Below are 18,008 nucleotides of genomic sequence, written 5' to 3'. Positions count from 1 at the left end.
CAATAAAAGGAGTCTCTATGTCTGATTTAAGTACGAAGTTTACCGATCTTAAATTGAAACAACTATATGCTCATATACTAAGTCATTATAAAAATTGTGTTGGTCGTTATCTAAATATTTATGAGATGTACAATGAGATGTTTCTGGCGGTGCAATTTTCTATAGAGTCGCCGTTGAGTACAAGCTCTCTATTTCTTCTAGACCGAGAAGAAAAAGATAAAGCCTATAAGGCTTTTAATAAAATATTTTATGCTTTACCTCTCTTTAGAGAACAGGTTTCCCAAAAACAACACAAATTTAATCCTCAAATACCTCAATTTAACCCTGAGGTAAAATATGTGATAAATGAGTATAACAATTATAATTGCCACGATTCAAGGCTCATTGATTGGTTGATTTTGAGCTCAATACTCGATTCTCATCGTCATTCTCATTTTCATCATGATACAAGTTGTTGCTTTCCTTCTAACCATCATAAGCATGATTCATCATCAAAAGATGATTTAAGTAAGTTAATCGCCGCATTAGTTATTATCGTTATAGCAGCGGCTGCAGCTGTCTTGGCATTTATTGCTTTAGCCTACATGCTCGATGAGTTTGCAAACAGTATTGAGCGATTTTGTTATGGCGAAGGATGGTTGAAAGGCGCATTAATGTTAGCCACTTCTCTCGCATTTGGTGCTGGTTCAACTCTTTTAACGCTTAATTTCGCAGCAGCACCACTCATCGCTCTTGCTGTAGCGGCAGGATTTAATCCTGTTGGCGTAGTAATTCTTGGAGCGGTATTGCTTACTATCATAGGTGCTGGTATCGGATGTTGGGCAATGAGTATGATGTATGACTCCATAAATGCATCAGCGAATAAAGAGTCTATGGATCCAGAAGATCCCCTACGATTTCAATTAACTGCTGCAGAAGAAGAGTCTTTACAAAAAAAGGGTATTGATCCTATTGCAGTAAAATGTGCTATGGTTGCACTGCGGGCAGAAATGGCGAAATCGTTAGGTAATGAGAAGCCAATACCTTCTTTTTTCAAGCGTTATTTTGACGAAAATGGAAGTGAAGTCAATGAATTACTTACAAAGTTAAGGCATTTGCGTAAAGGTGAGTTGAAGATTGTTGAAGTAGGCGATTTGTGTTTTGATTGCAGAATCTCCCAACTAACCTATATCAATACTCAAACCTTTTATTCGCAACAAACACCCCCACCTTCATATTATGATTTAGAGCCTTCAGCTCCTCCTCAGTATTTCTAAGTGGATAGTTGATCGGGTAAAGTTTTCGTCTTTACCTGATCAAATCCTCAGTTTTACAATCCCGTGGTTGTCTAAAACTAGTCTTTAGATGTAAATGGAAGCATGCGCTTCAATACAAAATCTTTGCATATGAAATGATGGTATAAAGCCGCCAGAACATGAATTCCCACTAAAAATAAAATAATAAAAGCAAGCATTTCATGTGTTGAAAACATAATCCCACCAAGATGATCATTCGCTGAGATAAGGCAGGGTATGGTAAACCAACCAAAAAAGTTAATAGGCTTTCCATTAGCACATGATAACAGGTAACCAATAATAGGCATGAGGATGATAAGGATGAAAAGAGTATGATGGACCGCTTTAGAAGTAATGTATTGCCATCGGGGTTGAGTTTCTGGTGGAAGAGGCTTCACATTTATCATATGCCAAATGAAAAACAGGATTCCCAATATTAAGATGGTCATCCCTATAGACTTATGTAACATGATATAAAGAGAGGCTAGCGGTGAGTTATCACTAATGGACCAGACTAAATAATATTGGGCAGCAATTAAAATAAAAATTAACCAATGCAACAGTTTTGTCATACTACCAAAACGCTTTGCGCTATTCCTTAACATATGGTTCTCCACTGATGATAGAAGGTTCTACTATATCAACGACTTATATAATATTGAACATATTTTTATTATGGGAACTTATATTTTGAAATTAAATTCAATACCAAAACCAGCACTTTGTTTTGATTTATGAATTGGGTATCAGTAGTAGAGGAATTTAAAATTTGGCGGAGAGACAGGGATTCGAACCCTGGGAAGGTTGCCCTTCAACGGTTTTCAAGACCGCCGCATTCGACCGCTCTGCCATCTCTCCAAGCGAGGATACTACTCTAATGATCTTGGTTTTGCAAACATTTTTTTATATTTTAAGTGATCGCTGAATATTTTTTGTTGATGCTGTTTTTATTTCTCTCAATTTTTAAAAAAAACATAAGAATGTTCGCAAATTCAATCGTCCTAGGTATAATGTTTCAAATTTTTGTGGCTGTTGTTGTGGATGCAACAGATATATATTTAGATAGGTGTAGTTTATGAAACAAATTCAAATGTTGTTCCTTATCGGTCTTATTGTCTCTTTATCTGCATGTAAGACATGGTGGGGTAAAGATGATGAAGATAATAATCCTTACAAAGGAATGACGGCTGAGCAGCTTTATACAGTGGCCCAGAAGGACTTACGAAAAAAAGAATATGCAACAGCAATAAAGCATCTTGAAGCAATTGAAACAATGTATCCCTTTAGCGATTACACTGAAAGTTCGCAGAAGGAATTAATCTATGCATATTATAAAAATGAAGATTATCCTTCTGCTGCTGCGACGGCGGAGCGATTTATCCATCTTTATCCACGAGCCAAAAATGTAGATTATGCTTATTACATGCGTGGGATGGCTAACTTCCAACAAAGCCGAGGAGTTTTTGCAAAATTCTTACCTTTAGATGAGTCCTGGAGAGATCCCGGAACGCAAACTCAAGCATATTCCGATTTTGGTACGTTGATTCAAAAGTTTCCAGATAGTAAATATAAGGCTAATGCATTACAACGCATGATTTATTTACGCAATATGTTTGCACAACATGAGGCGAATGTGGCAACGTTCTACTTTAAGCGTCAGATGTATGTTGCAGCAATTAATAGAGCAAGTTATGTCGTTAAAAATTACCCACAGGCTCCAAGTGTAAAACAAGCATTAGTCGTTATGCATGATGCAAATATGGCATTAGGTTTTAATAAGGCTGCTGAAGAAGCCTTAACTGTTTATAAGGCAACTTATCATACAGACAAAATGGAAAAAATCACCTGATTTATTGATGATGAAATAAAAGCATCTTGTATATTTAATTATTATGGTGTGTGAAAGGGAGTTTCTTTATATTACGGCTATGGAATAGCAAATGAAGATGAGAGAAATTTTTATGGATAGTCCGTCTTTTTACAAAGTTCAATGGTAAGTAAAATGGGCAATAAAAAGAGAGCCGCTTTAGGCTCTCTTTTATTTTAAATTTATAGAATCTCTGCTAACTCGGGTTCTTTTGATTTCGCTGCGAGTGCGGCTAAAAGATCATTAGTCAACTCACGTAACTCACCTGATAATAAAGTAAGTGCTGCATCACGTTGTTGATATTCTTCATCAAGTTGCTTAATTTCGTTAAAATCATCAAGAAGGTAATCGAGGCTTTTAAGCTTTTTGAATGTAAAATCATGGGTTAAGGTAAATTGAATTCGTTCCTTCCAGATTAAAGAAATTTCTGCAGTTGCCATGCCTTGTGATAATAAAGTTATAATTTCCTCAGCTGGAAGCTCATAACCTTTACAATGCACACGTTTTTTTTCATCATCAAGAGAAAAAAGTAGGCAATCAGATGCTAATTGAAAATGATTAGGAAGTGTACTTGGCGAATGAATCCATTCTGCGAATCGTAAAGCCAGATTTTCTGTATGAGTTAGTGGTTCAATTGTAATCCCTGCCACTGACTTACGTAAAAGAGAGGTAAGCTGTAATGCTTGATTAGCACTGGAAGCATTAACTATTATTCTGTTGCTCGCACTATCCAGGATGGCAAGCATTTTTTTTTGGACGCAAAACGATTTGGGCAATAATTCAAACTCAATATCTTCGGCCATTTGTGCCTTTTCTGCACGTTTAACGGTGCGGCCTTGTTGGGTTTCAAGCGCATGCACTCTTTCAGCAAGCATTTTGTTGATCACCCCACGTGGCAGTAAACGTTCCTCCTTCCCCATACAAATCAGTGAACTTCCGGCAACTTCCTGAACCATTTCGTCTGCAAAAGCAGGAAGCCAGCCATAAATAAAACGGGCGTGGGGCGGGCAAGGTTTTAGAATATTTTCAGCTAGGGAGGCTGTTAAATCGCTAGCTTCATCCAGCTCATATTGATAGATCAGTGCATTGTTAAACCACATAAAGAACTCCTGAGATTACATAATAAAATAGGTACCGATTGCCATCGTCCTATTATACGGTAGTTTATAAAAGTCGATATTTAAATTAGCCGAATAATTGCGTATTAGAAAAGCAAACAACTTTTCTTGCCAATAAAATGTTAATGATTTTTTTGATTTTGATGCAGTAATATTTGGAATTTCTACCATATAAGTAGCGCGGTCAACATTTAACTTAAAGGGAAAAAGGTTTTTGTTCGAAGCACGTTCTAAAGCTCTGGGTATCGAAATGGTTTCCATAAATCCATAATGCAAAGTAAGATTGAATACTTTCTCGTGCAAGCAGGTAATTTCATAGCGTTGACTGTAATGTATATATGGGATGTTTTCTACTACATAATTTACAATAAGTACGCGTTCGGGAACGGCGCGGCTTAACTTAAGAAAATGAAGAAAGCTTCCTCCGCTTCTATCATAAACATCAGTGATAAATACTGCAGTCAAATCAGTAAGTTGATTCAAGCTTTTATACTCTAATTGCCTGAGAATCTTGGAAATATCATCCTTATTCATGTAATAGTTTTCACGCAAGTATTCTAAGCCAAATTTCCAGGTATACATAATGGTTGCTATTATCAGCGCGAATGTGACAGGGACCCAACCACCTGTCAAAAATTTATGTAAATTTGAACCGAGAAATGCAAAATCTATAATAAGAAATAATCCAAATATAGGGATAACCTTATATTTTGACCATTTCCAAATTGATAATGCGGCATAAGCAACCATCGCATCAATTAGAAGCATGTCTGCATTCACAGCAATGCCGTATGCATGAGCAAGCCGATCTGATGTTTGGAAAGCAAAACAAAAAGTTAAGGTCCCAATAAACAAAATAAAGTTAATTTGTGGCACATAAATCTGCCCTGAAAACTCCCTGGACGTTTGTACTATAGGTATACGAGGGCATAAACTGAGCAAAACCGCTTGTTTTGTCAAAGAAAAGGTAGCTGAAATCACAGCTTGTGAAGCGATTATTGTTGCAATGGTAGCGAGAATAATCAAGGGGATATAAAACCATTCCGGTGCAATCATGTAAAAAGGGTTGCTAATGGCATGGGGATTTAAAAGTAAGTTAGCCCCTTGGCCAAAATAATTTAATATTAAACAGGGAAGAACAACGGCAAACCAACCTGCTCGAATCGGATTTTTTCCAAAATGTCCTATATCTGCATAAAGCGCTTCACCTCCGGTGACAACGAGGAAGATGCCGCCTAATAATAAATATCCTTTTAATCCTGTATCACGTATCAAATCAAAGGCATAGTAAGGATTAATTGCAGTAAGCACAATAGGGGCTTTAGCAATTTGTATGATACCTAGAATTGCGATAGTTATGAACCAGACAAGAATAATTGGTCCGAACAGATTTCCAATACTTCCCGTTCCCCTTGCTTGTAATGTGAAAAGAAGAATCAAAATAATTATAGCGATAGGAAGAATAAAGGGAGTAAAAGTATCTGAAAGGGTGCTAAGGCCTTCTACAGCACTTATTACCGATATGGCTGGTGTTAGCATTCCATCACCTAAAAGCAAACCAGCTCCAAAAATTGCGACGATGTAAAACAAAGGTGTATATTTTGTACTTTTATACTTCATTAGTGCCAAAAGGGCGAGAATTCCTCCCTCGCCATCATTATCTGCCCGTAGAATCAAAATCAAGTATTTGAATGAAATAACAAGTATCAAACACCAAAAAATAAGGGATAGCACGCCTAAAATGTGTGATTGGGAAATAGCAATATTATTTAGAGTTACTTTTAAGGCATATAATGGACTGGTCCCTATATCACCAAATACAACGCCTAATGCCCCAAGGGTGAGACCATAAGAGAACTTGTTTGTATTTTCCATATCAATTACCAGAATGCATTGCTAAATTAATAGCAAAAAGGGAGATAAAGAGTTTTTTCATATTTGCTATACTGTCCCTAATTTTTATTTTTCCACCAGTTAATTGGAGTGGGAACGACTTTCTTAGGTTTTATAAATTTTACGAACTATTGCAGGTGTAGCGTTCTTTGTGTAGATTAGCCGATTTTTGTTCTTTGGGAAATAGAAAAATGAATGCAAAAGTTATTTTGCTTGCAGCAAAACAAAATACTGTATTACGCGGTCATCCATGGATATTCCCCAAGGCGATTGCGCGGACTCATGGGAAATTAGTTACAGGCCATTTGATTGATATTTATAATTCAGATGAGAAACTTATTGGTGTAGGTGTCTATAATGAGCATTCTCTCTACAGAGTCAGGGTTTTGGCGCTTACCAACGAATCCATTGATATTAGTAATTTGCGCACTTTGATTAGCCATCGCTTAAACCAAGCGAAGCAAGTAAGGGAGTGTTTAAATCTACCGAATGAAGAAACTACGGCCTATCGTTTATTTAATAGCGAAGCAGATGGTCTTTCTGGCTTAACGATCGATCGATTTAATCAAACTTGTGTTGTTGCCAGTTCCGCTTATTGGGTTGAGCTCAATCGAGAAATTATTATTGAAGCATTACAGAATTTGTTTCCCGCAGATCAAATTATATGGTTGCCTCAAAGTAAACCCTTGGGGCAAGATGGCTGGAAGCAAATTACTGTACAAGAGAAACAATATAATACTCAAGTTCTTGAAGCTGGAGTTATTTATGAAGTTGAGTTCGCTCAAGCACAAAAAACCGGGTTATTTCTTGATCAACGAGAAAACCATCAACGTATTGCTCAACTATCTAAAGGAAAGAATGTATTGGATCTCTACTGTTATAGTGGTGGTTTTGCCTTACATGCTGCTAAAGCAGGGGCTTTAAAGGTTACAGCAGTGGACAGTTCTGCTCAAGCAATAGCTCAAGCTAAAAAGAATGCAGTATTAAATGGAGTGTCCCAGATCGAATGGATTGAAGCGGATGCACGAGAGTATTTAACAAAAGCAGGGGACTATGATGCAGTTGTTCTTGACCCTCCTAAATTGGTTCCATCCAAGCAGCATGTTGAGCGAGCTAAAAACTATTATCGATTTTTACATCGTGAAGTGTTTAAGTACATGAAAACGGGGTCCTTATTAATGACGTGTAATTGTTCTTCAGCACTTTCATCTCAGGAGTTTTGCTCTTTGGTAAGTGCTCAAGCTGGAGCTGTAGGGAAACAAGCGCGAATTTTAGGTGTTTATGGTCCAGCAGGTTGTCATCCTACATTAGCATCTTTTCCTGAAGGAAATTATCTTACTGCAGTTTTGTTGGCTGTTGTGTAATTGATGTAAAAATAAAATCGCCTCTCCCAGCAATATGGGAGGGGTAGGGATGTAGGGATGTGCGGCGTAGCGTGAATCCCCTCATCCGCCCTAGCGGGCACCTTCTCCCCGTTGGGGAGAAGGAATTTAGGTATGAATCGATCGGTCTCTATCGCGTAAGCATTGCAACACATCATAAAAACTCAGTTCACATGCCTTTAATAAAACCAATAAGTGAAAAATTAAGTCGGCACTTTCATTAACTAATTCTTCGCGGTCGTTATTTACAGCCGCAATCACTGTTTCTACGGCTTCTTCCCCTACCTTTTGAGCACACCTAGAGAGTCCAGAATCTAATAATTTTGCTGTATAGCTGTTTTCATTTTTTGCATCCGCCCGCTCATTAATCAGCTCAATTAACTCATGGATAAATCCAAGATTGGTGTCATGTGCGAGTTGAAAGCAACTTGTGTACCCTAAATGACATGCAGGACCTTTAGGCAAAACCTGAATTAAAAGGCTATCATTGTCGCAATCAACACTGATGTGTTGTACCGACATGCTGTTACCTGAGGTTTCCCCCTTACGCCACAATCGTTTTCGGCTGCGGCTATACAGATTTAATTGGCCGGTAGTGAGGGTAGCGATCAAAGCCTCCTGGTTCATATAACCTAACATTAGGACATTACCATTTTCAGCATTTTGGATGATGGCTGGTAATAAGCCATTCATTTTTTTCCAATCTAAAGAATTAATTTCCATATGAATCATAGTCGTACCTCAATCTTTTGTTTTTTAAGTGCTAATTTTATTTCGTGTATCGTCAAAATTTTGTCATGAAAAATACTGGCAGCTAAAGCTCCATCTACTCGAGATTCCAGGAACACTTCAGTAAAATGATTAATTGCTCCAGCGCCTCCTGAGGCAATTAATGGTACCTGACATAGAGGTCGCATCAATTTTAACTGATGTAAGTCGTAACCTTCGCGTACCCCATCTGATTGCATGCAGTTGAGTACAATTTCTCCTGCACCTCGATCTTGTACCTCCTTGATCCATTCTTTTGTTTTGCGTCTCGAATTAAGCGTTTTTTGCTCATCTCCAGTATATTGATAGACATAATAATCATTATCTATCCATTGGCTATCGATTCCTATTACAACGCATTGGCTTCCAAAATTACGGCTTAACTCACTGATTAAGTCAGGGTTTTCTAACGCTGGGCTATTAATGGATATTTTGTCGGCACCAGAATTTAATACCGATTTTGCCTGATTAAGAGAACGAATTCCACCCGCTACGGTGAAAGGAATATTGATTGTTCCTGCCACTTGATTTACCCAATCCGGGCAAACCAAGCGTTGCTCTGAACTTGCAGTAATGTCATAGAATACAAGCTCATCCGCGCCCGATGCAGAATACTTAGCTGCAAGTTCAAGGATATTTCCAACAACACGATGGTAGCGAAATTTAACTCCTTTGACGACTTGATTATCGCGTACGTCAAGACATGGAATAATTCGTTTGGTTAACATATTGTACTCGCGTTCATAATTTTTCTATTTAACTAAAAACCAGGGTTTGAGGACGCTGAACCCAGGCACAAAAACTTTTTACGATAACATTGCGCTCAGGTCCAGAGTGCCTTGATAGAGGCTTAATCCCAGAATCGCTGCGTTAACTCCTAATGCATCCAATCGATTAATATCATCTGCATTACGGATACCTCCTGAGGCTTGCCATTCAATTTGTGGAAAACGTTCCACAGCCTCTTTATATAACTCAAAATTTGGTCCTTGCATCATTCCATCACAAGCAATATCAGTACAAAGTATTTGTTTCACATTGAGTTGTAGATAATTAGAAACGACATCCCATAAATTACTATTTGATGTTGTTTGCCAACCATGAATAGCCGGTATAGGTATCTTTTTTTGCATTCGAATATCTAAAGCCAGGATAATGTGTTGTGGATTTATCTCTTTAATAATTTGTGCAGTCAATTCAGGATTAGTAATGGCAACGCTGCCTAAGACTAGATTTGATATTCCTGCTGAAAAACATAATGTTGCTTGCTCTAAAGAACGAATCCCGCCACCGGCTTGCACCGGGATTCCTGTGTTTTGCATGGCACTGATTAAAGGCAGGTGTTGCATCGTTCCTGTTTGTGCACCATCCAAATCAACGACATGCAAACGTTTCGCGCCCAATTGGGCGAAGTAGGTGGCACGGTCTATAGGTAGTGTATCGAATTGTGTTACTTGATCAAATTGTCCTTGGCGTAATCGCACACAACGACCTGCTTGGATATCAATTGCAGGGATAAGGATCATACAGCCTCCATATATTTTAAGTCAGTTAGTTAGATCTGGTTGACGATTCGTCTAAGCTAACCTGAATAGCTACAAAAATTGTTTAGTAAACGCATTCCGGTTTCTGCAGATTTCTCCGGATGAAATTGCATTCCCCAAATATTATTTTTTTGAATTATTGCGGTGAATGGTTCACTGTATTCACAATAAGCCAAAGCATACTTGCTCTCACCAAGTGCATAACTATGAACAAAATAAACATAATCTTGTTCAATTAACCCTTGTTGTAAAAATGTCTCTGTGCACCATTGCAACTGATTCCAACCCATGTGAGGCACAGGGTAATTTTCCTGGCGAGGCAGACGTTGTATTGTTCCGGGAACTATTCCTAGACAACGAACATTATTTTCTTCGCTGTGTTCAAACAATAATTGCATACCGAGACAAATCCCCAACAGTGGTTGTTCTAGTGAGGTTATTACATCAATCAAGTCATACTGGCGCAATGCATTCATTCCATAAGCGGCAGTACCTACCCCTGGTAGTATCACGTGGCTTGCTTTATTAATTACCTTTGCATCGTGTGTTAATTGATAATCAAATCCCAACCTTTTTAATGCATTTGCTAAGGAGGTTAGATTTGTGCCACTAACATCAATAATGGCAATCATAATACCCCCTTGGTCGATGGTAGGGTATTGTTTGTTTTCATGCAGGCTTGCCCTAACGCTCTACCTAATGATTTGAAACAGGCTTCAATCATATGGTGATGATTTTGACCTTTAACTTCGATGTGAATCGTTGCACCAAGAGCGGTGGCTAATGAATTAAAGAAATGGGGTACCATTTCGGTTGCCATACCGCCAACAAACTCCCGGGTAAATTGGCCTTTGAACTCGCAAAAACCTCTTCCACTGATATCAATTGCGATAGATGCTAAAGCTTCATCCATCGGTAAGGTGAAGCCATAACGGTTAATACCCCATTTGTCACCAAGCGCTTTTTTCAGACCTTCTCCTAAAGCAATTGCGGTATCTTCAATCAGATGATGATCATCAACTTCCACATCTCCATTGGCACATAATTCAAGATTAAATCCACCATGTTTGGCTACTTGCTCCAGCATGTGGTTAAAAAATGGCACAGGTGTTTTTATTTCACTATTTTGGTCCATATCCAAAATTAACGTCAGGTTGATATCGGTTTCTTTTGTTTTTCTTTGAATCACTGCACTACGTTTTTGATTGAGTATTGTTTGGGTAACTTGCTCCCATCCATGTTTTTGAGAAATTGGCAGAAATTTAATACCCAGACTATCTGCAAATTGTCGATCAGTTTCTCTGTCTCCAATAACCCAGGAACATGTTTTATTAAATGCTCTTTCTTTTAGGAATTGTTCCACCAAGCCTGTTTTGGGTTTTCGACACAAGCAATTATCTTCGGGCATGTGAGGACAAATAAAAATTTCCTCAAAAAATATTCCCTGTGAAGAGAAAAGATCAAGAGTAAATTCATGACAGATTATAAAATCATCTTCAGGAAAGGAATGGGTTCCAATTCCATTTTGATTGCTCACCATAATAAAGCGGTATCCTTCTTTTTGTAATTGCAGTAATGAAGGAATAACATGGGGTGTGAGTTTGATTTTATCCAAAGAATCTACTTGAAAATCAAAAGGTTCTTCAATTAAGGTTCCATCACGATCAATAAATAAGATTTTTTGCATTTTAACATCCTGAAACATTATTTTGAAAAGAAGATAAAGTACGCAGCAAAAGCTGATTTTGCGACTCATCACCAACGGTGATTCGTAAATGCTTATGTAGCAATGAATTAGGTAAAAAGCTTTTAATTGCTATGCCTTGATTGGCGAGCCAAGAAGTTAATTCAATCGCATACTCGGTTTGAACAAGAATGAAGTTTGTTTCAGTTGGATAAACTTTTTCAATTGCAGGACAAGTTTGCAACTCCTGCACTAACTTTGATCGAGACTCTTTAATTGCGCTAATAGCCTGGGCAAACCATTCAGGCTTTTCCAATGCGCGTAGCGCTAAATCAATCACTACGCTGGAAAGAGGGAAGGGAGGCATAATTTTATTAAAGGCCTGGATTATATTTGCTTGCGCTAAAATTATTCCTAAACGAAGATTAGCTAAGCCATAAGCCTTAGAAAGAGTACGTAAAACAATTAAATTATCGAATTGGGAAATTAGGGAAGTTGCACTTTGGGCTTCTGCAAATTCAATATACGCCTCATCAACAACAATAATGGAACGATTCTTATATTCATCGCAAAGAGTTGCAATAAAATCCAGATCGATTAGGTTCGCCGTAGGATTATTAGGATTACACAAAAAAATGAGTTTACAATTTTTTTGCCAACTATTTTTGATGTCTGCTAATGACAGTTCGAAATTGTTTCGAGAATCTATTGGACATTCAATAAGTTGCGCATGTTGTAAATATACATAAAATGCATACATGGAAAAGGTAGGAGAGAATTGCATACATGCATCCTGACCTGCGCTTAAAAATAAACGAGTAATTAAATCAATTCCATCATCTGATCCTCGAGTTAATACAATTTGATTTGCATCCACTTGATAACGTTTTGCTAATTGTTCTTGTAACTGGTCTTGCTGATGCTTTTCTGGATAAAAATTTAAATCAATATCCGTGCTTAATGCAGACCAAGGAAGCTCATTTGCATGTAATCGATATTTAGGAGCTCCATTATGAACATAAGATTGGTTGTTTAATAATTCAGGGCGTATTAAATTAAGTACAGACATTTAATTCTCCAATGAGTTCAACCTAATGGCTACGGCCTGTGCATGCGCATCCAAACCTTCAATTTGTGCTAATGCAATTGCCGCAGGTCCTAAATTTTTAATTCCTTCTTCGCTAATCGATTGCACATTAAAGCGAGTTAGGAAATCGAGTGTACTCAGGCCATTATGATTTTTGGCATAACCATTTGTCGGTAGCACATGATTTGATCCGGTTACATAATCACCAAGAGTTTCAGCAGCCCAGGAACCAAGAAATACAGTGCCTACACTATATATTTTATCTAGTAAATCTTTTGCATCCTCGCGATTTATAATTAAATGTTCAGGCGCATAGATGTTGACCATATTTAATTGTTCCGTTTGATCTGCACATGCAATAATCAAGCTGTTTGCCAGTGATTGTTTGATTATTTGAGCTCTTGATAAGCGAGTAAATTGAGCGTGCAGGTGTTGATTTACCTCTTCTGCAAACTGAATTGTGTCGCAAATCAAAATTACCTGAGAGTCGACTCCATGTTCCGCTTGGGCGAGCAGATCCGCAGCAACAAATGCTGGATTTGCTTGATTGTCTGCAAGAATCATCACTTCGGAAGGCCCTGCAGGCATATCGATAGCCGCACCATACGGATCTGAGGCAACCAGAGTTTTTGCTTCTGTAACATAACTGTTTCCTGGTCCAAAAATCTTATCGACTTTAGTAACCGTTTCAGTCCCATAAGCCATAGCCGCAATTGCTTGAGCTCCCCCGAGTGCATAAATGGTGTCTATGCCACATAATCGTGCGGCTACAAGTAAATGTTCATTAATGGAACCTGATGCATCAGGTGGAGTACATAATATTTTTGTAGGACATCCAGCAACCTGCGCGGGTATGGCTTGCATTAACAATGAAGAAACCAAAGGAGTTTTGTTGCCACCAGGTACATACAAACCGACGCGTTGTATTGGTCTATAGGTGCTATAAATATTCACTCCTTTTGCGGTACATATATTTTTGTTTTCCGGTAAAAGCGCCTGATGGTAAGTGGTAATGGTTTTGATTGCCTCATTCATGGCAGTAAGTGATTGTCTACTAATGTATGCGTTTTCAATTTTGTTCCTAGAGATTTCCAGGCTTTTCAAACAAGCCCCATCGAACTGTTCTGTAAATGCAAATAAGGCTTGATCTCCAAATGTTCGTACTTGTTTGATAATCTCGTGTACCTTGCTTTTTACTGATGAAGTTTGCATGGGTCGAGTTAAATAGAGTTTTTTTTCAGCTTGGGATAGGGTTTGCCAATTTTTAATCGATAACATCATACTACTCCAACATTTTTTCTATGGGTAAAACCAATATAGAACTGGCACCTAGAGTTTGAATGGTTTCTAAGGTGTTCCAAAATACTCGCTCACTGGAAACAACGTGAACGGCTACTTTATCCATATTTCCTGGTAAAGGTAGAATTGTGGGCGATTCAGCTCCAGGTAGTTTTTCTGCAATTGCTTCGAGAGCAGATTTGGGGGCATGAAAAACAATATATTTCCGTTCCTGAGCTTGTTGTACTGCCTGAATTCTTCGCGCAAGCATGTCAAATAAGTCTTGAAACATGTTGGAAGACTGTAGCGCGCTTTGGATCAATACGGCCTGGCTTGAAAGTACTGTATCGACCTCATTGAGTTTGTTATCCTCCAAAGTTTGGCCACTTGAAACCAGATCACAAATTGCATCAGCCATACCCATTCGCGGGGCAACCTCAATTGAGCCCGATAATACAAGACTTTCAGCACATATTTTTTTATCACGTAAATATTGATTCAGTAAATTAGGATAGCTGGTAGCAATACGTTTGCCATCCAGACTTCCTGGGCCTTGATAGTCCATAGACTCAGGAACAGCAATAGATAAGCGACACGTGCAAGTACCCAACGTTGCTGTTATTTTGTATCCTTTGTGTGGGTTGGCAAGTGAGGCTTCTAATAAGACGTTTTCACCAACGATACCTCCATCACATAAACCATCAAATACTAAAACCGGGATGTCATCATCGCGTACAAAAAGTAAATCAATGGGAAAGTTATCAACATGTGTAAGCAGACTATTGGGCTTTATACGAAACTTTAACCCACATCGTTGTAAAAGATTCAAAGACTCCTCTGATAAACGACCCTTTTTCTGTAATGCCAAACGTAAACGATTTTTCACGATAACTCCGATCTTTTGGCGATTAGTTCATAACCGCCAGTACCAAAACTTAAACAGCGTGCTACACGAGTTATTGTGGTCACGCTAACTCCCGTTTGCTCATGAATCGTGCGGTAGGGAATACCTTGTCTCAATAAAGGAACAACTTGCCAACGATCTGCCATTGCTTCGAGCTCTGCTGGAGTGCATAAATCGGTAAAAAATTGCAATGCTTCATCTTTGTTCTCAAGCATGCTGATGGCATGCATTAAATCAGGTAGTGCAGAATGTTTTAGTGTAGTATGTGTTTTCATATTAATGTATTAGCGCGTTATAACATTAATACAATAGTAAAGACTATTTTTAATTCTGTCAATGGAGAAAAGTAGATAAACGATTAATATTGATCTAAAAAAATAGTAGTCTGGGTCTATAAGTTAAAAAAATCCCCTCTCCCAGCATTGGGAGAAGGATAGAGGTGAGGCATCCAGGCTATGAAGCTTCGGCTATGCGTTTAGAATGGAGCGGATCTGGCTTAACAACCATACAAAGATTGATAAGCCTCAAGTTTTTTAACTTGTTCGTTTTGATTTGTACTCTTTAAGTAATCGATTAAATCAAATAAAGTGATAATTGAATACACATCAATGCCCTGTGCTTTAATTTCAGATAATGCTGATTCCTTGGTTAGCCCACGTTCGCATCGATCCAGAGCGATAATGACTCCAGTTAATTGGCCACCATGTTGCTTAATCAAAGCCTGTGATTCTCTAAAAGCGGTACCTGCAGTAATAACATCATCGACAATAATTGTTTTTCCGGACAAGGGGGCACCAATTAATTGGCCTCCTTCACCATGATCTTTTACTTCTTTACGGTTAAAAGTAACGGTAGATTCTTTTCCTAACTCAGCTAAAGCTATAGCTGTTGCGGTAGCAAGAGGTAGGCCTTTATAAGCGGGCCCAAATAAATGTTCAAATTGGACTTTATGCTCAAGTAAAGTCTTTGCATAAAAATGTCCTAATTTCCTTAAAGCGTCTCCTTGATAAAATAAGCCTGCATTAAAAAAATAAGGACTAATACGGCCAGATTTTAAAGTAAACTCACCAAATTTTAATACTTGGCAATCAAGTGCTAATTTTATAAAAGCTGATTTCATCTGATTCATTGTGTATTTCCAATAGAAAAAAGTAAGATAAAGATGTTGTTTTTTTTAAAAAAATTCTTAACAATCAATAAAAAACTGCTATGCTAATCTATATGTAAGGAAACAATTCTTACGTATAGTGAATGTTTATTATAACTCAGCGTTTTAATAGTAAATATTTTTGCGCTAAAAATAAACATCTGAAATAGTTGGATAGTAAAGCTTAAGACAAAGGGGATAGCTAATGTCGCAAAGAGAAACGGGCCATGTAAAATGGTTCAATGAGAAAAAAGGATTTGGATTTATCATTAATGAAAGTGGTGACGATATTTTTGTTCATTATAAAGATATCCAAGGTGTAGGATTTAAAACCCTCCATGAAAATGATCCAGTATCCTTTGTGCTTGATAAAGGACCTAAAGGGTTAAAAGCACAAGACGTTACACTGATTTCCGAACAGTAAAGTAACGCATAATATATTCTCAGCTATCGCTGCGTGTTAAGTTTAACCTAGGCTAAGGATTTGCCGTAACCTGGGTTTACTTCTCATGCAATGAACTTTTTGATTATGGCTACAATCCGGAAATTTTTGTTCTGGTAATGGCTTTTTATTGAGCTTGAGCCCGAAAATTTAGGGATGTGGCAGTTAGTCAATGATATCTTTTGGCTAAATATTATAAAAACAATAATATAGATCTTGAATTCTTCAAAAACATCTTCATATATCCCTATCGTTTGTTTATTTTTTACTTTAAGGGATTTGTATGAAACGTTTGTCCATGTATCAGGTAGATGCATTTGCATCCTCTCTTTTTGAAGGTAATCCTGCAGCAGTTTGCCCTTTAGATAGTTGGTTAACTGATAAAGAAATGCAAAGTATTGCTTCAGAAAATAATTTATCAGAAACAGCTTTTTTTGTTCCTGAAGGCGATGGATATTACATAAGATGGTTCACGCCAAATGAAGAGGTTGCTTTATGTGGCCATGCAACCCTTGCCAGTGCTCATGTTATTTTTGAGCAATTAAATTTTAAAGGATCGGAAATAAAATTTAATTGCAAAAGTGGGGTACTTATTGTTCGTAAAAATGAAAATGGCATGATGATGGACTTCCCAGCGTTGCCATATCATCCAATTGAACTGTCACCAGAGTTACAGCAATTAAATTTAAAAAAACCGCACAAAGTCTTGAAAAGTCAGTTTGATTTAATGTTTGTTTATGAGAATGAAAATGACGTAAAAATGGCTGAACCCGATTTGGATGCAGTAGCTCGTTTGGATTACAGAGGCCTCATTTTAACTGCACCAGGAAATAATACAGATGTTTATTCACGATGTTTTTATCCAGGATGTAATGTTCCAGAAGATCCTGTAACTGGCTCTGCACATTGCGTTATTGCCCCGTATTGGTGTCAACAATTGAGCAAATCACATATTAATGCCCTGCAAGGGGGTAACCGTCAGGGCAAATTGGAGTGTGAAGTAAAAGAAGGACGAGTCTTTCTTTATGGAACAAGCCATCTTTACTTGGAAGGGACAATTTACTTGCCATGAACACTATTGAGACACCAAGACTTTTATTAAGAGCATGGAGCGATGATGATATTGCTCCATTTTTTTCTATGAACCAAGATCCCAAGGTAATGGAGTACATTGCTAATTTTTGGACGATGGATATGGTTGCTTCATTTATCGAGCGAATGAATGCACAGCTCGCTGAAAAAAATTATACCTTATGGGCTGTAGAAGAAAAAAGTACGCAGGAATTTATGGGTTTTATTGGCTTAAACAGTCCCGCCTGGGAAGCACATTTTACACCATGTGTGGAAATCGGTTGGCGTTTGGCATTCTCATTTTGGGGTAAGGGCTATGCAACTGAGGGGGCTCAAGCTGTTCTGAATTATGCATTTAATACACTAAAATTAAAGGAAGTAGTTGCTTTTACTGTGCCTGAAAATTTACGTTCACAACGCGTTATGGAAAAACTCGGAATGATTCGGGATAGGTATGGGGATTTTCTTCACCCTAAAATTGATCCAGTCAATTCTTTGGCGAAACACTATCTATTTAGGATAAAAAATAATCCAGATTAATGTCCATCA

Annotated in this window: 19 protein-coding genes and 1 tRNA gene; 6 read left to right on the top strand and 14 right to left on the bottom strand. The window is 37.8% G+C overall.

Going from position 1 to position 18,008, the window contains the following annotated elements; translation table 11 throughout:
* The first annotated feature begins 17 nt into the window (after positions 1-17).
* A complete protein-coding gene (locus tag ELY20_RS11360; RefSeq protein ID WP_110142675.1) occupies positions 18-1,256 on the top strand; it encodes a hypothetical protein in 1,239 nt (412 codons plus the stop codon).
* Between the two features lie 77 nt (positions 1,257-1,333).
* Here ELY20_RS11360 and ELY20_RS11355 read toward each other — a convergent pair whose 3' ends face one another.
* Both ELY20_RS11355 and ELY20_RS11350 read right to left on the bottom strand, forming a co-directional pair.
* Positions 1,334-1,879 carry a cytochrome b gene (locus ELY20_RS11355; RefSeq protein ID WP_110142676.1) on the bottom strand — a complete coding sequence of 182 codons (546 nt, stop codon included), beginning with the start codon at positions 1,877-1,879 and terminating at the stop codon, positions 1,334-1,336.
* A 165-nt stretch (positions 1,880-2,044) separates the two neighbouring features.
* Positions 2,045-2,132: transfer RNA gene (locus ELY20_RS11350), tRNA-Ser, on the bottom strand.
* A 217-nt stretch (positions 2,133-2,349) separates the two neighbouring features.
* On the opposite strand from ELY20_RS11350, the gene ELY20_RS11345 reads away from it, so the two are divergent.
* Entirely contained in the window at positions 2,350-3,123 is a 774-nt protein-coding gene (locus ELY20_RS11345; protein ID WP_110142677.1) for an outer membrane protein assembly factor BamD, read from the top strand.
* Positions 3,124-3,323: 200 nt separating this feature from the next.
* On the opposite strand, the gene ELY20_RS11340 is transcribed toward ELY20_RS11345, so the two are convergent.
* Together ELY20_RS11340 and ELY20_RS11335 are read right to left on the bottom strand one after the other, a co-directional pair.
* The gene (locus ELY20_RS11340; protein ID WP_110142678.1) at positions 3,324-4,241 is read right to left on the bottom strand and encodes a recombination-associated protein RdgC; all 918 of its coding nucleotides are present in this window, start codon (positions 4,239-4,241) and stop codon (positions 3,324-3,326) included.
* Between the two features lie 15 nt (positions 4,242-4,256).
* A complete protein-coding gene (locus ELY20_RS11335) occupies positions 4,257-6,134 on the bottom strand; it encodes a potassium transporter Kup (RefSeq protein ID WP_110142679.1) in 1,878 nt (625 codons plus the stop codon).
* A gap of 209 nt (positions 6,135-6,343) precedes the next feature.
* Between ELY20_RS11335 and ELY20_RS11330 the strand changes: the two genes are divergently transcribed.
* Entirely contained in the window at positions 6,344-7,516 is a 1,173-nt protein-coding gene (locus ELY20_RS11330) for a class I SAM-dependent rRNA methyltransferase (protein ID WP_110142680.1), read from the top strand.
* A 126-nt stretch (positions 7,517-7,642) separates the two neighbouring features.
* Here the strand turns inward: ELY20_RS11330 and hisIE are convergent, their stop codons facing one another.
* From hisIE to pyrE, 10 genes are all read right to left on the bottom strand, one after another.
* A complete protein-coding gene (gene hisIE, locus ELY20_RS11325; RefSeq protein WP_110142681.1) occupies positions 7,643-8,266 on the bottom strand; it encodes a bifunctional phosphoribosyl-AMP cyclohydrolase/phosphoribosyl-ATP diphosphatase HisIE in 624 nt (207 codons plus the stop codon).
* A complete protein-coding gene (hisF, locus tag ELY20_RS11320; protein ID WP_110142682.1) occupies positions 8,263-9,030 on the bottom strand; it encodes an imidazole glycerol phosphate synthase subunit HisF in 768 nt (255 codons plus the stop codon). The genes hisIE and hisF overlap by 4 nt, the downstream gene beginning before the upstream one ends.
* A gap of 78 nt (positions 9,031-9,108) precedes the next feature.
* On the bottom strand, positions 9,109-9,828 hold the full coding sequence (gene hisA, locus ELY20_RS11315; RefSeq protein ID WP_110142683.1) for a 1-(5-phosphoribosyl)-5-[(5-phosphoribosylamino)methylideneamino]imidazole-4-carboxamide isomerase: 720 nt from the start codon (positions 9,826-9,828) through the stop codon (positions 9,109-9,111).
* Between the two features lie 56 nt (positions 9,829-9,884).
* Positions 9,885-10,478: an imidazole glycerol phosphate synthase subunit HisH gene (hisH, locus tag ELY20_RS11310; RefSeq protein ID WP_110142684.1), complete on the bottom strand. Its 594-nt coding sequence runs from the start codon at positions 10,476-10,478 to the stop codon at positions 9,885-9,887.
* The gene (gene hisB / locus ELY20_RS11305) at positions 10,475-11,533 is read right to left on the bottom strand and encodes a bifunctional histidinol-phosphatase/imidazoleglycerol-phosphate dehydratase HisB (RefSeq protein WP_110142685.1); all 1,059 of its coding nucleotides are present in this window, start codon (positions 11,531-11,533) and stop codon (positions 10,475-10,477) included. Before hisB ends, hisH begins: the two co-directional genes overlap by 4 nt.
* Before the next feature lies 1 nt (position 11,534).
* Positions 11,535-12,599, bottom strand: coding sequence for a histidinol-phosphate transaminase (hisC, locus tag ELY20_RS11300; RefSeq protein WP_110142686.1), 1,065 nt, complete (start codon positions 12,597-12,599; stop codon positions 11,535-11,537).
* Positions 12,600-13,895 (bottom strand): histidinol dehydrogenase, encoded by a 1,296-nt coding sequence (hisD, locus tag ELY20_RS11295; protein ID WP_110142739.1) that lies wholly within the window; start codon positions 13,893-13,895, stop codon positions 12,600-12,602.
* Positions 13,896-13,899: 4 nt separating this feature from the next.
* Positions 13,900-14,781 carry an ATP phosphoribosyltransferase gene (gene hisG, locus ELY20_RS11290; protein WP_110142687.1) on the bottom strand — a complete coding sequence of 294 codons (882 nt, stop codon included), beginning with the start codon at positions 14,779-14,781 and terminating at the stop codon, positions 13,900-13,902.
* Positions 14,778-15,074, bottom strand: a complete 297-nt coding sequence (locus tag ELY20_RS11285; RefSeq protein ID WP_110142688.1) for a YerC/YecD family TrpR-related protein — start codon at positions 15,072-15,074, stop codon at positions 14,778-14,780. The genes hisG and ELY20_RS11285 overlap by 4 nt, the downstream gene beginning before the upstream one ends.
* A gap of 221 nt (positions 15,075-15,295) precedes the next feature.
* Positions 15,296-15,928 carry an orotate phosphoribosyltransferase gene (pyrE, locus tag ELY20_RS11280; protein ID WP_110142689.1) on the bottom strand — a complete coding sequence of 211 codons (633 nt, stop codon included), beginning with the start codon at positions 15,926-15,928 and terminating at the stop codon, positions 15,296-15,298.
* 223 nt (positions 15,929-16,151) lie between these two features.
* On the opposite strand from pyrE, the gene ELY20_RS11275 reads away from it, so the two are divergent.
* The 3 genes from ELY20_RS11275 to ELY20_RS11265 all read left to right on the top strand — a co-directional run bounded on the left by ELY20_RS11275 (position 16,152) and on the right by ELY20_RS11265 (position 17,999).
* Positions 16,152-16,370 carry a cold-shock protein gene (locus ELY20_RS11275; protein ID WP_110142690.1) on the top strand — a complete coding sequence of 73 codons (219 nt, stop codon included), beginning with the start codon at positions 16,152-16,154 and terminating at the stop codon, positions 16,368-16,370.
* Between the two features lie 301 nt (positions 16,371-16,671).
* A complete protein-coding gene (locus ELY20_RS11270) occupies positions 16,672-17,460 on the top strand; it encodes a PhzF family phenazine biosynthesis protein (protein ID WP_110142691.1) in 789 nt (262 codons plus the stop codon).
* On the top strand, positions 17,457-17,999 hold the full coding sequence (locus tag ELY20_RS11265) for a GNAT family N-acetyltransferase (RefSeq protein ID WP_110142692.1): 543 nt from the start codon (positions 17,457-17,459) through the stop codon (positions 17,997-17,999). The genes ELY20_RS11270 and ELY20_RS11265 overlap by 4 nt, the downstream gene beginning before the upstream one ends.
* The last annotated feature ends 9 nt before the right edge of the window (positions 18,000-18,008 follow it).

The organism is Legionella qingyii (assembly GCF_003990155.1).
GTDB classification, from domain to species: Bacteria; Pseudomonadota; Gammaproteobacteria; order Legionellales; family Legionellaceae; genus Legionella; species Legionella qingyii.
The sequence above is the reverse complement of the archived record's forward strand: the minus strand, read 5'-3'. Positions and strand labels throughout refer to the sequence as shown.

Bases quoted from the DNA above. Each gene is read 5' to 3' on its own strand.
- ELY20_RS11330 (WP_110142680.1), top strand. From the start codon at position 6,344: ATGAATGCAAAAGTTATTTTGCTTGCAGCAAAACAAAATACTGTATTA.
- hisF (WP_110142682.1), bottom strand. From the start codon at position 9,030: ATGTTAACCAAACGAATTATTCCATGTCTTGACGTACGCGATAATCAA.
- ELY20_RS11265 (WP_110142692.1), top strand. From the start codon at position 17,457: ATGAACACTATTGAGACACCAAGACTTTTATTAAGAGCATGGAGCGAT.
- hisC (WP_110142686.1), bottom strand. From the start codon at position 12,599: ATGTCTGTACTTAATTTAATACGCCCTGAATTATTAAACAACCAATCT.
- pyrE (WP_110142689.1), bottom strand. From the start codon at position 15,928: ATGAATCAGATGAAATCAGCTTTTATAAAATTAGCACTTGATTGCCAA.
- ELY20_RS11360 (WP_110142675.1), top strand. From the start codon at position 18: ATGTCTGATTTAAGTACGAAGTTTACCGATCTTAAATTGAAACAACTA.
- ELY20_RS11335 (WP_110142679.1), bottom strand. From the start codon at position 6,134: ATGGAAAATACAAACAAGTTCTCTTATGGTCTCACCCTTGGGGCATTA.
- hisIE (WP_110142681.1), bottom strand. From the start codon at position 8,266: ATGATTCATATGGAAATTAATTCTTTAGATTGGAAAAAAATGAATGGC.
- ELY20_RS11340 (WP_110142678.1), bottom strand. From the start codon at position 4,241: ATGTGGTTTAACAATGCACTGATCTATCAATATGAGCTGGATGAAGCT.
- hisD (WP_110142739.1), bottom strand. From the start codon at position 13,895: ATGTTATCGATTAAAAATTGGCAAACCCTATCCCAAGCTGAAAAAAAA.
- hisB (WP_110142685.1), bottom strand. From the start codon at position 11,533: ATGCAAAAAATCTTATTTATTGATCGTGATGGAACCTTAATTGAAGAA.
- ELY20_RS11270 (WP_110142691.1), top strand. From the start codon at position 16,672: ATGAAACGTTTGTCCATGTATCAGGTAGATGCATTTGCATCCTCTCTT.
- ELY20_RS11355 (WP_110142676.1), bottom strand. From the start codon at position 1,879: ATGTTAAGGAATAGCGCAAAGCGTTTTGGTAGTATGACAAAACTGTTG.
- ELY20_RS11345 (WP_110142677.1), top strand. From the start codon at position 2,350: ATGAAACAAATTCAAATGTTGTTCCTTATCGGTCTTATTGTCTCTTTA.
- hisH (WP_110142684.1), bottom strand. From the start codon at position 10,478: ATGATTGCCATTATTGATGTTAGTGGCACAAATCTAACCTCCTTAGCA.
- ELY20_RS11275 (WP_110142690.1), top strand. From the start codon at position 16,152: ATGTCGCAAAGAGAAACGGGCCATGTAAAATGGTTCAATGAGAAAAAA.
- hisA (WP_110142683.1), bottom strand. From the start codon at position 9,828: ATGATCCTTATCCCTGCAATTGATATCCAAGCAGGTCGTTGTGTGCGA.
- ELY20_RS11285 (WP_110142688.1), bottom strand. From the start codon at position 15,074: ATGAAAACACATACTACACTAAAACATTCTGCACTACCTGATTTAATG.